The 14,313-nt window shown below is 68.3% G+C and carries 10 protein-coding genes; 1 reads left to right on the top strand and 9 read right to left on the bottom strand.

The window, feature by feature from the left end; genetic code table 11:
* Nucleotides 1-6: 6 nt before the first annotated feature.
* From JHN45_RS21080 to JHN45_RS21050, 7 genes are all read right to left on the bottom strand, one after another.
* A complete protein-coding gene (locus JHN45_RS21080; protein ID WP_200714703.1) occupies nucleotides 7-1,239 on the bottom strand; it encodes a sarcosine oxidase subunit beta family protein in 1,233 nt (410 codons plus the stop codon).
* The gene (glyA, locus tag JHN45_RS21075; protein ID WP_201050034.1) at nucleotides 1,236-2,519 is read right to left on the bottom strand and encodes a serine hydroxymethyltransferase; all 1,284 of its coding nucleotides are present in this window, start codon (nucleotides 2,517-2,519) and stop codon (nucleotides 1,236-1,238) included. Before glyA ends, JHN45_RS21080 begins: the two co-directional genes overlap by 4 nt.
* Nucleotides 2,520-2,540: 21 nt before the next feature.
* Nucleotides 2,541-4,979, bottom strand: a complete 2,439-nt coding sequence (locus JHN45_RS21070; RefSeq protein ID WP_200714705.1) for an FAD-dependent oxidoreductase — start codon at nucleotides 4,977-4,979, stop codon at nucleotides 2,541-2,543.
* Between the two features lie 216 nt (nucleotides 4,980-5,195).
* Nucleotides 5,196-6,173 carry an ABC transporter substrate-binding protein gene (locus JHN45_RS21065; RefSeq protein ID WP_200714706.1) on the bottom strand — a complete coding sequence of 326 codons (978 nt, stop codon included), beginning with the start codon at nucleotides 6,171-6,173 and terminating at the stop codon, nucleotides 5,196-5,198.
* 14 nt (nucleotides 6,174-6,187) lie between these two features.
* On the bottom strand, nucleotides 6,188-8,194 hold the full coding sequence (locus JHN45_RS21060) for a proline/glycine betaine ABC transporter permease (RefSeq protein WP_200714707.1): 2,007 nt from the start codon (nucleotides 8,192-8,194) through the stop codon (nucleotides 6,188-6,190).
* Entirely contained in the window at nucleotides 8,194-9,282 is a 1,089-nt protein-coding gene (locus JHN45_RS21055; protein WP_019070884.1) for a glycine betaine/L-proline ABC transporter ATP-binding protein, read from the bottom strand. Before JHN45_RS21055 ends, JHN45_RS21060 begins: the two co-directional genes overlap by 1 nt.
* A 20-nt stretch (nucleotides 9,283-9,302) precedes the next feature.
* Nucleotides 9,303-10,772 carry an aldehyde dehydrogenase family protein gene (locus tag JHN45_RS21050; protein WP_200714708.1) on the bottom strand — a complete coding sequence of 490 codons (1,470 nt, stop codon included), beginning with the start codon at nucleotides 10,770-10,772 and terminating at the stop codon, nucleotides 9,303-9,305.
* Between the two features lie 220 nt (nucleotides 10,773-10,992).
* On the opposite strand from JHN45_RS21050, the gene purU reads away from it, so the two are divergent.
* Nucleotides 10,993-11,865 (top strand): formyltetrahydrofolate deformylase, encoded by an 873-nt coding sequence (purU, locus tag JHN45_RS21045; RefSeq protein WP_200714709.1) that lies wholly within the window; start codon nucleotides 10,993-10,995, stop codon nucleotides 11,863-11,865.
* A 28-nt stretch (nucleotides 11,866-11,893) separates the two neighbouring features.
* Here the strand turns inward: purU and JHN45_RS21040 are convergent, their stop codons facing one another.
* The gene (locus tag JHN45_RS21040; RefSeq protein ID WP_200714711.1) at nucleotides 11,894-12,730 is read right to left on the bottom strand and encodes a methylenetetrahydrofolate reductase; all 837 of its coding nucleotides are present in this window, start codon (nucleotides 12,728-12,730) and stop codon (nucleotides 11,894-11,896) included.
* Nucleotides 12,731-12,736: 6 nt separating this feature from the next.
* Nucleotides 12,737-14,313 (bottom strand): choline dehydrogenase (gene betA / locus JHN45_RS21035; protein ID WP_201050033.1); only part of this gene is annotated, 1,577 nt, incomplete at its 5' end.

Genomic DNA, 14,313 nt, shown 5'->3' with positions numbered 1-14,313 from the left:
GGCTCCCTAGTGGGCCACCGCGGCGGCGCCGTGCTCGTCGACGAGCGCGCCGGTGGTGAAACGGTCGAGCGAGAAGGGGGCGTTGAGGTGGTGAGGCGTGTCGTGGGCGATGGTGTGGGCGTAGACCCAGCCGACGCCCGGGGTGGCCTTGAAGCCTCCGGTTCCCCAACCGCAGTTCAGGTAGAGGTTGTTCACCGGGGTGAGGCCCACTATGGGTGAGGCGTCGGGGGTGACGTCCACGATGCCGCCCCACGTGCGCAGCACGTGCGCGCGGGCGAAGACCGGGAACAGCTCCAGCGCCGCCGCCATCTGCTCCTCGATGATGTGGAACGCACCACGCTGCGTGTACGAGTTGTACGAGTCGATGCCCGCGCCCATCACCAACTCGCCCTTGTGCGCCTGACTCACGTACACGTGGACCGCGTTGGACATGACGACCGTGGGGTGGACCGGCTCCAGGAGTTCCGAGACCAGTGCCTGCAACGGGTGGCTCTGGAGCGGGAGTTCGATGCCCGCCATCGCCGCGAGGACCGATGTGTGGCCTGCCGAGCAGAGTGCTACCTTGCCCGCCGCTATCGGGCCCAGTGTCGTCTGTACGCCCACCACCCTGCCGTCGACGATGTCCAGTCCCGTGACCTCACAGTTCTGGATGATGTCGATGCCGGCGGCGTCCGCCGAGCGGGCCAGACCCCACGCCACGTGGTCGTGCTTGGCTATGCCCGCGCGTGGTTGATAGGTGGCCCCCATCACCGGATAGCGCACGTCCGGCGAGATGTTGACGATCGGGCAGACCTCTTTGACCTGCCGTTCGTCGAGCCACTCCGCGTCCACGCCGTTCAGGCGGTTCGCCTCTACGCGGCGCACGCTGTCGCGGACGTCCTGGAGGCTGTGGGCGAGGTTGAGGACTCCGCGTTGGGAGAAGAGGATCGGGTAGTCCAACTCCTCCTCCAATCCCTCCCACAACTTCAGCGCGTGCTCGTAGATGCCCGCGCTCTCGTCCCAGAGGTAGTTGGAGCGGATGATCGTGGTGTTGCGGGCCATGTTGCCGCCCGCGAGCCACCCCTTCTCCAGCACCGCCACGTTCGTGATGCCGTGGTTCTTCGCCAAGTAGTGGGCGGTTGCGAGGCCGTGGCCTCCGCCGCCGACCACGATCACGTCGTACGAGCGTTTCGGCTCGGGTGTGCGCCAGAGCCAGTCGGGGTGTTCGGGGAGGTCGGCGCCCGGGGTGCGCGGGGTCATCGGGGGTCGTCCTCCTCGGACAGGTGCGGGTAGAGCGGGTGTTTCGCCGCCAGCGCTTCCGTACGGGCCTTCAACGCACCTACATCCGGCTCGGGTTGGAGAGCCAGCGCGATCACGTCGGACACCTCCGCGAAGTCCTCCTCCGTGAAGCCGCGTGTCGCCAGTGCCGGGGTGCCGATGCGCAAGCCCGATGTGACCATGGGCGGGCGCGGGTCGAAGGGGACGGCGTTGCGGTTGACGGTGATGCCGATCTCGTGGAGGAGGTCTTCCGCCTGCCTGCCGTCCAGTTCGGAGTCGCGCAGGTCGACCAGGACCAGGTGGACGTCCGTGCCGCCGGTGAGGACTTTCGCTCTGGTGGCCGCCACGTCCGGCCGCGTGAGGCGTTCGGCGAGGATGCGGGAGCCGGCGAGTGTGCGGGCCTGGCGTTCGGCGAACTCGGGTGAGGCCGCGACCTTGAACGACACCGCCTTCGCGGCGATGACATGCTCCAGGGGGCCGCCCTGCATGCCGGGGAACACCGCCGAGTTGATCTTCTTGGCGAGGTCGGCCTCGTTGGTGAGGATGACTCCGCCGCGCGGGCCGCCGAGGGTTTTGTGTGTGGTCGTGGTGGTCACGTGGGCGTGCGGGACCGGGTTCGGGTGCAGGCCCGCGGCCACCAGGCCCGCGAAGTGCGCCATGTCGACCATCAGCAGGGCGCCCACCTCGTCGGCGATCCGCCGGAACTCCGCGAAGTCCAACTGCCTTGGGTACGCCGACCAGCCCGCGATGATCATCTTGGGGCCGTGTTCCTTGGCGAGGCGCTCCACCTCGTCCATGTCGACCAGGTTGTCGGTCTCGGAGACGTGGTACGGCACCACGTTCAGCATCTTGCCGCTGTAGTTGAGGCGCATGCCGTGGGTGAGGTGGCCGCCGTGCGCGAGGTCGAGGCCGAGGATCGTGTCGCCGGGCTTCAACAGGGCGAAGAACACTGCCGTGTTGGCCTGGGCGCCCGAGTGCGGCTGGACGTTGGCGAAGCCCGCGCCGAACAGGGACTTGATCCGCTCGATCGCCAACCGCTCGGTGACGTCGACGTGTTCGCAGCCGCCGTAGTAGCGGCGGCCGGGGTAGCCTTCCGCGTACTTGTTGGTGAGGACCGAACCCTGCGCCTCCAGTACGGCGGAGGGCGCGAAGTTCTCGGAGGCGATCATCTCCAACGTGGACTGCTGGCGGTGCAGTTCGGCGCGGAGCGCGGCGTGGACCTCGGGGTCCAGTTCGGCGAGGGGCGTGTTCAGGGCGTTCATTCGGCGTTCTCGTCCTTCCGGCTAACCGCGGAGGCGGGACATCGTCGGGTCGAACAGTGGCTCCGCCGCTACGACCGCTTCGACGCGCTCGTCGAAGTAGCCGATGTGCAACGTCGTGCCGGGGGTCGCGAGTTCGGACGGCAGCCAGGCGTAGGCGATGCCCTTGCCGATCGTGTAGCCGTAGGCGGCGCTGGTGACGTAGCCGACGGCGCGCTCGCCGTCGTAGACCGGCTCCTTGCCCATGACGACCGACCTGGGGTCGTCGATGGTGAGGCAGGTCAACTGCCGTTGCACGTCGGTCTTTCGGCGTTCCAGGGCCGCCTTGCCGATGAAGTCGCCCTTGTCGAGTTTGACGGCGAAGCCGACGCCGGCCTCGTAGGGGTCGTGCTCGTAGGTCATGTCGGTGCCGAAGGAGCGGTAACCCTTCTCCAGGCGGAGGCTGTTGAAGGCGCCGCGGCCCGCGATGACTCCGCCGAGGGGTTGCGCGGCCTGCCACAGGGTGTCCCAGAGTTTCTGGCCCTGGTCGGCGGTGGTGTAGAGCTCCCAGCCGAGTTCGCCGACGTAGGAGAGGCGCATGGCGGTGACCGGGACCGTTCCAATGTAGGCCCGCTTGGCGCGGAAGTACTTGAGGCCCTCGTTCGTGAAGTCCTCGTCCGTCAGGGGCTGGAGAACCTTGCGGGCGAGAGGGCCCCACAGGCCGATGCAGCAGGTGCCGGGGGTGATGTCTCGGACCTGGACCGTTCCATCGGAGGGGAGGTGGCGGGTGAACCAGTCGAGGTCGAGGTTGCCGTTGGCGCCGACCTGGAACTGGTCGCGGGACAGGCGGGCGACGGTGATGTCGCTGCGGATGCCGCCGTCCTCGTCGAGGAGGAGGGTGTACGTCACCGAGCCGACCGACTTGGCGACCTTGCCGGTGACCAGGCCCTCCAGGAAGTCGGCGGCGCCTGGACCGGTCACCTCAAGGCGTTTGAGGGCCGTCATGTCGTACATCGCGACCGTCTCGCGGGTGGCCTGGGCCTCGGCGCCGACGATCGGGGACCAGTACTGGGCCGCCCAGTCGTTCGGGGCCGGGATCGAACGGCCTTCCACCAGGCCCGAGTTGGCCTCGTACCACTGCGGGCGCTCCCAGCCGTTCGCCTCCAGGAAGACCGCGCCGTGTTCCTGCTGGCGGGTGTGGAAGGGGCTGGTGCGGATCGGGCGCGGCTTACCGGACGGCTGGAGGGGGTGGAGGATGTCGTAGACCTCGACGAAGTTCTGGCAGTCGCGGGCCAGGACGTATTCGGGGGCGAGTTGGTGCTGCTCGAAGCGGTTGACGTCGCACTCGTGGAGGTCGAAGGACGAGCAGAAACCGTCGACCAGCCACTCGGCCATCGCGCGGCCGACGCCCGCCGAGTGCGTGACCCAGACCGCCTCGGCGACCCAGAAGCCCTTGACGTCCGGGGACTCGCCGAGGAGCGGGAAGTTGTCGGTGGTGAAGGAGAAGAGGCCGTTGATGCCCTCCTCGACCTTCGCGTCCTTCGTCGCGGGGAGGAGGGACTGGGTCTCCGTCCACGCGGGCGCGAAGTCGTCCTCGGTGAACTTGAGGACGGACGGCATGTCGGCGGCCTCGTCGACGGAGAGGATGTCGTCGGCCGTGATCGGCATCGGGCGGTGGCCGTAGTAGCCGATGCCGATGGCGTCGAAGCGGTCGCGGTAGTAGAGGTCGGCGTCCTGGTGGCGCAGGATCGGGCGGACGGCCTCCTCGGTCTGACCGGCGAGGGCCGGTACTGGACCGGTCCAGGCGAGCTGGTGGCCCAGCGGGGTCAGCGGGAGGTTCATGCCGACCATGCGGGCGATCTTCGGGCCCCAGATGCCGGCGCAGCACACGACGATGTCGGCGGGGATCTCGCCCTGGTCGGTGAGGACGCCGGTGACGCGGCCGTCGGCCTGCTGGACGTCCAGGACTTCGTGGCGGGCCAGGAAGGTCACGCCGCGGTCCGTGGCGCGGCGGATCTGGGCCTCCACCGCGAGGACGGCCTTCGCGAGGCCGTCGGTGGGGACCAGGAGGCCGCCGAGGACCCTGTCCGGGTTCACCAGGGGGTGGTGCTCGACGCACTCCTCTGGGGTGAGCAGGCGGGCCTCGATGCCCCAGGCGGTGATCCAGCCGTGCCGGCGGTGGAGTTCCGCGACGCGCTCGGGGGTGGTGGCGACTTCGAGGCCGCCGACCTGGAGGAAGCAGGGCTTGCCGTCGACGTCGAGGGAGCAGAACTTCTCGACCGTGTAGCGGGCCAACTCGGTCATGGTTTTCGAGGAGTTGGTCTGGAAGACCAGTCCTGGGGCGTGCGACGAGGAGCCCCCGGTGGCGGGCAGCGGGCCCTGGTCGACCACGGTCACTTCGGTCCAGCCTCGCGCGGAGATCTCGTCCGCCAGCGCCGCCCCCACGACGCCCGCTCCGATGATGACCACTCGGGGTCCCGCCATCGCCGCACCTCCGGCTAGAGAGCAATCCGGTTGCTGTCTGCGCAACATGCTTCAGGTTGCGCAACTCAATGTGCCCGGCGCGAGGAGCGGGTGTCAAGGGGTCCGAGACCCCGGGCGACGCCCCTGATCACCGGCCCGAACACGGCGATGCCCGGTGGGCGGTACGCGTCCGCGCGCACCGCCCACCGGGCATGGTCAACCGGCTTTTCGCTACGGCTACTTGAGCCAGGCGTCCACCTTTGCCTGGTTGGCGTCGACCCACTTCTTCGCCGCCGCGTCGTCGGACAGCTTGTCCTGCGCTATGTACTTGGCGACGGTGTTCTGGTCGTCGTTGGTCCAGTTGAAGTTCTTCACCAGGTTGTAGGCGGGGCTGCCCGACTTGGCGAACTTCGCGCTGACGATCTTGTCGAGGTCGTAGACCGGGTAGTCGCAGGCGATCTTCGACGCGACCGCGTCACAACCCGTCGTGTACGCGGGCAGAGTGACCTTCTTGAGCGCCACCTCGGACAGGAACCACTGCGGCTCGTAGAAGTAGCCGATGACCCACTGCTTGTTCTTCTCGGCGGTGCGGAAGGCCTGGATGAGCGCGGTCTCGCTGCCCGCGTACACCACCTTGAAGTCCAGCTTCAGGTTCTTCACCAGTGCGGCGTCGTTGGTGACGTACGACGGGTCGCCGTCGAGGAGTTGGCCCTTGCCGCCCGACTCGGAGGTCTTGAACTTGGACGCGTACTTGTTGAGGTTCTTGTAGTTCAGGATGTCGGGGTGGGCCTTGGCGAGCCACGGCGGCACGTACCAGCCGATGATGCCTTTGTTGCCGGTCTGGCCGGCCTCGACGGCGGTCTTCTGGCCGGTGATGTACTTCTTCTTGAGGTCGTCGTGGCCCCAGTTCTCCAGGACCGCGTCGACCTCGCCGGTCCCGAAGCCCTGCCAGGCGATCTCCTCTTTCAGATCCTTCTTGTTGACCGTACAGCCGAGTTTCTGCTGCGCGACGTACGCGACGACCGCCGCGTCCGCCTCGTAGCCCACCCACGGGTTGACCGCGAGGTTGAAGGTCCCGCACTTGGCCGAGCTGCCCGAGCTGCTGCCCGAGCCGGAGCCCGAGGACGTGTCGCCGACCTTCGCCCCGCCGCACGCGGTGAGGGTGAGGCCGAGGACGGCCAGGCCGGCCGCGCCGGTACGCCAGTGTCTTGCCATGGTGTCGTGCTCCTTTAAGCGCTGGTTCGGCGCGCGGCCGCCTGAGTGATCCGGTCGAACATGACTCCCAGCAGGACGATGGCGAGCCCAGCCGCCAGGCCCTTGCCGTACAGCTCGCTCTGCGAGAAGCCGGCCACGACGTCGTAGCCGAGGGCGCCGGCCCCCACCAGGCCGCCCACTACAACCATCGACAGCACATAGATCAGGCCCTGGTTGGTCGCGAGGGTCAGGGCGCTGCGTGCCATCGGCAGTTGAACCTTGGTGATGATCTGCCAGGTGTTGCACCCGGCCGCGGTGGCCGCCTCGACGGTAGTCTCGGGCACGGCCCGCACCCCGTCGGCGGTGATCTTGATGGCCACTGGTACGGCGTACACGACGGCGGCGACGATCGCGGTGAAGCGGGTCGCGCCGAACAGCGCAAGGAACGGCACCAGATAGACGAACGGCGGCATGACCTGCGCCGCGTCCAGCGTGGGCCGCAACACCCGGTCCACCATCATGCTGCGCCCCATCCACACCCCGAAGGCGATGCCGAACAGCATCACGATCACGGTCGCCACGACGGTGGAGGCCAGCGTGGTCATCGCGTCCGACCACACGCCGGTGCCCACAAGCAGCCCTACGCATATGGCGGTTGTGACCCCGGAGCGCCAGCCGCCGACGACCACGCCGATGCCGATCAGGGCCGCGCCGACGAGCCACCACGGGGAGTCGGTGAGCAGCGACTGGAACGGGTTGAGCAGACCGTTGGTGATCGCGTCCCGGAAGGCGTTGGTGACGCCGGACAGGTTGTCCTGCGCCCAAGTCGTCACGCTGTCCGCCGCGTTGGCGATGTGCGTGCCCGTGGTGCCGTCGCCGGGGAACTGTGCCGCCCAGAGGTAGGTGTGCGACAGATAGATCAGCACTACGACACCCACGGCGCCCGAACCGAGCAGCGGGCGGCGCCACTTGAGGAAGCGACCGCTCGAATTCCGGGCCTGTTCCGCCCTCGTGCTGGAGGCGGTGGTGACCCGGTCCAGGACGATGGCCATGATGACGATCGCGAGGCCCGCGTTGAAGGCCGTACCGACGTCGAGCGACTGGAGGGCCTGCATGACGGTCTTGCCGAGGCCTGGCGCGTCGATCAGGGCCGCGATGGTGACCATCGCGAGGGCGGCCATGATGGTCTGGTTGACGCCCATCACCACGGTCCGCTTGGCCATCGGCAGCAGCACCTTGATCAGCGACTGCCAGCGGGTCGAACCCATCGAGTCGGCCGCTTCCACGGTCGTCTCCGGGACGTTGCGGATGCCGTGCGCGGTGATGCGGATCGCGGGCGGGGCCGCGTAGATCACCGTGGCGATCACCGCGGAGGCCGGACCGATGAGGAAGATCAGGGTCAGTGGCGCCAGGTAGACGAAGGTCGGCATCGTCTGCATGAAGTCGAGGAAGGGCGTGATGATCCGGTTGAACCGGTCGGACAGCCCCGCCCACACCCCCAGCGGAATCGCGAACACCAGCGCCACGAGCACGGCGGAGAGGGTGAGCGCCAGGGTGTCCATGCTCTCCTGCCACAGGCCCTGGAGCCCGAAGAAGGCGAAGCCGGCCATGGCGAGGAGCGCGACCCGCCAGTTGCCGACGGCCCAGGACACGAAGCCGGTGACGCCGACGACTCCGAGCCAGCCGATCTGCGGCACCGGCCGGTCGCCGCTCGGCTGCGAGATCAGATCCTGGACGAAGGTCACCAGGTTGTCGATGACCAGGCGGATCTCGTTGAAGAAGTAGAGGAAGAGCGGGTTGGAGTTGCGGTTCGCGCCGACCGAGTCGTTCAGGTCGTTGAACCACCGGTGCAGTCCGGTGAGATCGGCCGCCGCGAGCGTCAGGGTCTGCTTCCCGCGCAGCACGGCGAACAGCACCAGCCATACGACGAGGATGGCACCCACCATCATGGGGCGCGTGATCTTGCGTCGCGGCCCCTTCAAGTCCGGTACGGCGTCCTGGACTTGAGCTGCGGGCTCCGGTTTCTCCACGGCGACGGTCATCACGCGTCGCCTTCCCGCCCGGCGACGACCGCGAGGATCTCCTCGTCGCCGACGATGCCGAGCAGCTTGCCGTTCTCGACGACCTTGACGGGCTTGTCGGCCGCGAGCACCGCGCGCGTGGCCTCGCGTACGACGACGTCCGGGCCCAACTCCGGCCCGTCCAGGGGGTCTTCGTCGACAACGGGCCGCATGATCCAGCGCAGGGTGAGGACATCGCCGCGCGGTACGTCCTTCACGAACTCGCGCACGTAGTCGTCGGCGGGCGCGCCGACCAGCTCGTCGCCCGTACCGCACTGCACCATCTTGCCGTCGCGCATGATGAGGATGCGGTCGCCCAACTTCAGCGCCTCGGACAGGTCGTGGGTGATGAACACCATGGTCTTGCCGACCTCGTGGTGCAGCCGGATGACCTCGTTCTGCATGTCACGGCGGATCAGCGGGTCGAGCGCGGAGAAGGGTTCGTCGAAGAGGAGGACGTCCGGGTCGCCCGCCAACGCCCGGGCGAGACCGACGCGTTGCTGCATACCGCCGGAGAGCTGGTCGGGGTAGGAGTTCTCGTATCCCGACAGGCCCACCAACTCGACGACCTCCAGAGCCCGTTTGGTGCGCTCGGCCTTGCTCATGCCGCGGATCTCCAGGCCGAACGACACGTTGTCGACGACCCGGCGGTGCGGCAGCAGCCCGAAGTGCTGGAAGACCATGGAGAACTTACGGCGCCGCAGTTCGCGCAGCCGCTTGGCGTCCGCGTCCCGGATGTCCTCGCCCTCGAAGACGATCTCACCCGCGGTGGGTTCGATCAGCCGGGTCAGACATCGCACCAGGGTGGACTTCCCGGAGCCGGACAGGCCCATGACGACGAAGACCTCGCCGGGCGAGACCTCGAAGTTCACATCGCGTACGGCGGCGGTGCAGCCGGTGCGGTCCATCAGCTCACGTCGGGTGAGCCCGCACAGTTCCTCTGAGTCGGGTACCTGGTCCGCCTTCGGCCCGAACACCTTCCACAGCTTGCGCACGGAGATGACCGGGGTGGGGCCCGAGTCCTGGGGCGTGCCGCGCCGCTGCGGCACCTCGGTCTGTGCTGGGGTCACGATCGACCTCTTTTCGGCGTTCAGCCGCGGAACCAGTGCTGCGGCCGGGGTTGGATGTTCTGCCAGATGTGCTTGGGCTCTCGGTACTCGTTCAGGCCGGTCGGTCCCAACTCCCGTCCTACGCCCGAGTGTCCGAAGCCACCCCATTCCGCCTGCGGCACATAGGGGTGGTAGTCGTTGATCCACACGGTGCCGTGCCGCAGCCGCCGGGCGACCCGCTGGGCCTTGCCCGCGTCCTGGGTCCAGACGGCGCCGGCGAGGCCGTACTCGGTGTCGTTGGCGATGCGTACGGCGTCGTCCTCGTCGGTGAAGCGCTCGACGGTCAGGACCGGTCCGAAGGACTCCTCGTGCACCACCCGCATGTCCTGCGTGCAGCCGTCGAGGACGGTCGGCGGGTAGAAGTGCCCGTCGGCGAGGGCGGGTTCGGTCGGCCGCTCGCCGCCGCACCGCAGTACGGCACCCTCGGCGATGCCGGCCGCGACATACGCCTCGACCTTCTCGCGGTGCTGTGCGGAGATCAGTGCGCCGGTCTCGGCCTCGGGGTCGAAGGGCCCGCCGAGCCTGATCTGCCGCGCGCGGCGCACCACCTCGTCCACGAAGCGGTCGTGCAGCGAGTCCTCGACGATCAACCGGGCGCCGGCCGAGCAGACTTGGCCCGAGTGCAGGAAGACGGCCGTGAGCGCGAAGTCCACGGCCGTCTCGAAGTCGGCGTCGGCGAAGATGACGTTGGGGTTCTTGCCGCCCAGCTCCAGCGCGACCTTCTTCACGGTCGCGGCGGCGGTGGCCATGATGCGTTTGCCGGTCTCCAGGCCCCCGGTGAAGGAGACCATGTCGACGGCGGGGTCCTCGGAGAGCGGTGCGCCCACCTCGGGTCCGGTCCCGAGGACGAGGTTGGCGGCCCCGGCGGGCAGCCCTGCCTCCTCCAGCGCCTTCATCAGCAGGATGGAGGTGGAGGGCGTCAGCTCACTGGGCTTGAGGACGATCGTGTTGCCCGCGAGGAGCGCCGGAGCGACCTTCCAACTGGCCTGCAGCAGCGGGTAGTTCCAGGGCGTGATGAGCCCGCACACACCGACGGGCTCGTACACGACCCGACTTACGGCGTCGTCGCGCCCGGTGTCGATGACCCGTCCGGCGTCGGTGCCGCCGATCCCGCCGTAGTAGCGGAAGCAGGAGACGACGTCGGCGATGTCGTACTCGCTCTCCACCAGCCGCTTGCCGGAGTCCAGCGACTCGGCGCGGGCGAACTCCTTGGCGTCGCGTTCGAGGATGTCGGCGGTGCGCAGCAGCAGGGCTGCGCGCTCCCGCTCGGGGGTGCGCGGCCAGGGTCCTTCATCGAAGGCGCGGCGGGCGGCGGCGATCGCGGCCTCGGTGTCGGGACGTGTTCCCTCGGACACGGTCGCGGTGAGCGTGCCGTCGGCGGGACAGCGGATCTCACGGTGACCGCCGGCCACCGCGTCGCGCCATTCTCCGTCCACATACAGGTCTGCCACGTGTGGAGCCCTTCGAGCGAATTCCGTTGCGCATTGTGCACCGTATTGCTTGTGGTGGAACACCCTGGCGAATGTGCAGACATACGTCAAGGGGTTGGCAGATGACGATTTCGCCATGCGGCCCATTGCCCGGCCACCTCTTGACCGCGAGCGGCGCACGGCCCAACCATGTTGCGTATCGCTCACCATGTTGCGCAACACGCACCGACGGAGGCCGTTCATGTCCCCTCGACCGCACCCTGGCCGCGAATTCGTCCTCACCCTCTCGTGCCCGGACACCACCGGACTGGTCCATGCCGTGAGCGGCTTCCTCGTCCGGAACTCCGGAAACATCCTGGAGAGCCGGCAATTCGATGATCGGCTCAAGGGCCGCTTCTTCATGAGGGTCCACTTCGACGTTTCCGATCCAAACGCCGACCTGAAAACACTGCGTTACCGATTCGGTCCGGTCGCCGAGGCGTATCGCATCTCCTGGACCCTCCGAGACGCCTCGACGCCGACCAGGACCCTGATCATGGTGTCCAAATTCGGCCACTGCCTGAACGACCTGCTCTTCCGCAAGCGCACCGGCGCCCTCAACATCGAGATCCCCGCGATCGTCTCCAACCACCGGGACTTCGAGGGTCTCGCGGACACGTACGGCATCCCCTTCCACCACATCCCGGTCACCAGGGACACGAAGGCCGAGGCCGAGGCGCGGCTTCTGGAGCTGGTACGCGACCTGGACATCGACCTGGTGGTGCTGGCCCGCTACATGCAGGTGCTCTCCGACGACCTGTGCAAGGAGCTGGAGGGCCGCGCCATCAACATCCACCACTCCTTCCTCCCCAGCTTCAAGGGCGCCCGCCCCTACCAGCAGGCGTACGACCGCGGCGTGAAGCTCGTGGGCGCCACCGCGCACTATGTGACGCCGGAACTGGACGAGGGCCAGATCATCGACCAGGACGTGGTGCGGGTGGACCACTCGCTCGACCCGGAGGAGCTGGTCACGGTGGGGCGGGACGTGGAGGCACAGGTGCTGGCGCACGCGGTGAAGTGGCACAGCGAGAACAGGGTGATGGTGTACGGGAATCGGACGGTGGTGTTCCGGTGAGCGACGGTCGTATACGGGCCCGGCTGGGCTAGCCGCCCAGCCGGGCCAGCGCCGCGCGACGCCAACGCTCGGTTTCCGCGAGCTGGTTGAACGTGAAGACGTGCAGCCCCGCCACTCCCGCCGCGGGTGCCGTCAGTGCCTCCGCGGTGCGCGCGAGCAGCTGGTCCGGCGAGTACCCACCAGGCGCCGCGAACCGCAGAAACCACGACGCGTGCTTCGTGAGGAACCGCGTCGACTCCCCCACCCCGATCTTCGTCGCCATGGCCAGCAGCTTCGCGCGCTGCACCGGCCCCGCGACACCCACGTACAGCGGCAGCGTGACGTCACGGCGCCTGATCCGGCCGACCCACTCCCCCAGCACGCGCGCGTCGAAGCACAGGTTGCTCACGATGTACGTGGCATGGGTGCGCTTGTCCCACATGGCCTGGATGGTGAGGTCGTCGTGGATGAGGGGGTGACTCTCCGGATACCCGGTGATGCCGACGCGGGCGAACGGGCCGCCCGACTCGCTGAGCCTGCGGAGCACCGGCAGCGCCCCGTCGTAGACCCCGGCCGGCGGATCGGCGTCGCCGGCCGGGACGAACACGTCGTCGACACCGGCCTGCCGCAGCCGCTCGACGACATCCTTGAGGTGCGCGTCGTCCCGCAGCAGCCGCGCGGGGACGTGCGGGACCACGCGGTAGCCGTGCGCGGACAATCGCTCGACGAGGTCGAGGGTCGGTTCCAGGCCCTTGACCGGCGACGCCGTCACGGTGACGACGACATCGCGCGGCACATGGGCCAGAACCTTCTCCTCGGTCGCCTTCGCGGGCAGCACCTCGTAACGGACGCTCGACAACAGCGCCTTGAGACCGTCGCCGCCCAACACGCCCTACCCGGCCTGCTTCTGGGCGTCGCGGTGGCGGTAGTACACGGCCTTGGAGGGAGCCAGCGGCTCCTTCCCCAGGATCAGGTCGGCCGCCTTCTCGGCGATCATCATGACGGGCGCGTAGATGTTGCCGTTGGTGACGTACGGCATCACCGAGGCGTCGACGACCCGCAGCCCCTCGACTCCGTGCACCCGCATGCTGGTTGGATCGACGACGGACATCTCGTCGGTGCCCATCTTGCAGGTGCAGGAGGGATGCAGCGCGGTCTCGCCCTCCTTGGCGACCCAGGCGAGGATCTCCTCGTCGCTCTCGACGGACGGGCCGGGCGAGATCTCGCCGTCGTTGTACGGGGCCAGTGCGGGCTGGTTGAGGAGCTTGCGGGCGACCCGGATCGACTCGACCCACTCGCGCCGATCCTGTTCCGTGGAGAGGTAGTTGAAGCGCAGCGCCGGGTGCTCCAGCGGGTCCTTGCTCTTGATCTTCACCGAGCCGATGGCGTCGGAGTACATGGGCCCGACGTGCACCTGGTAGCCGTGGCCGCCGGCCGGCGAGGAGCCGTCGTAGCGGACCGCGATCGGCAGGAAGTGGAACATCAGGTTGGGGTAGTCGACGTCCTCGTTGCTGCGGGCGAACCCGCCGGCCTCGAAGTGGTTCGTGGCGGCGGGACCCTTGCGGAAGAGCCATTGCAGGCCGATGAAGGGGGCCCGCCACTTCGCCATGTACGGCTGCATGGAGACGGGTTGCTTGCAGGCGTACTGGATGTACACCTCCAGGTGGTCCTGCATGTTCTCGCCGACGCCCGGCAGGTCGTGGACGACGTCGATACCGAGGGCGCTGAGCTCCTCGGCGTTGCCGACGCCCGAAAGCTGGAGCAGCTGCGGGGAGTTGATGGCGCCGCCGCAGAGGATGACCTCGCGGGCGCGCACCTGGTGGAGCTTGCCGTGATGCTTGTACTCGACGCCGACGGCCTTCTTGCCCTCGAAGAGGACGCGGTTGACCATCGCGCGGGTGGTGACGGTGAGGTTGGGCCGCTTGCGTACGGGCTTCAGGTACGCCTTGGAGGCGGAGAGTCGGCGCCCTCGGCTGACGTTGCGGTCGAAGGGTGCGAAGCCCTCCTGCTGGTAGCCGTTGACGTCGTCCGTGCGCGGATAGCCCGCTTCCTGCACGGCGTTGAGGAAGGCGCCGAACAACGGGTTGGTGGCGGGGCCGCGTTCGAGGACGAGGGGGCCGTCGTGGCCGCGGAACTCGTCGTCGGGATCGGCCGCGAGGCAGTTCTCCATCCGCCGGAAGTACGGCAGACAGTGCGCGTAGTCCCAGCTCTCCATGCCGGCGTCGGCGGCCCAGCGCTCGTAGTCCATGGGGTTGCCGCGCTGGAAGATCATGCCGTTGATGCTGCTGGAACCGCCCAGCACCTTGCCGCGGGCGTGGTAGACGCGCCGGTCGCCCATGTGCGGCTCGGGTTCCGACTCGTACTTCCAGTCGTAGAACCGGCTGCCGATCGGGTAGGTCAGCGCGGCGGGCATGTGGATGAAGACGTCCCACGGGTAGTCGGGCCGGCCGGCCTCCAGGACGAGCACCT

Origin of the sequence: Streptomyces sp. MBT53 (assembly GCF_016654115.1) — a bacterium.
GTDB lineage: Bacteria > Actinomycetota > Actinomycetes > Streptomycetales > Streptomycetaceae > Streptomyces.
Note: the sequence above shows the minus strand (reverse complement) of the source record. Positions and strands in the feature narration are given on the sequence as shown.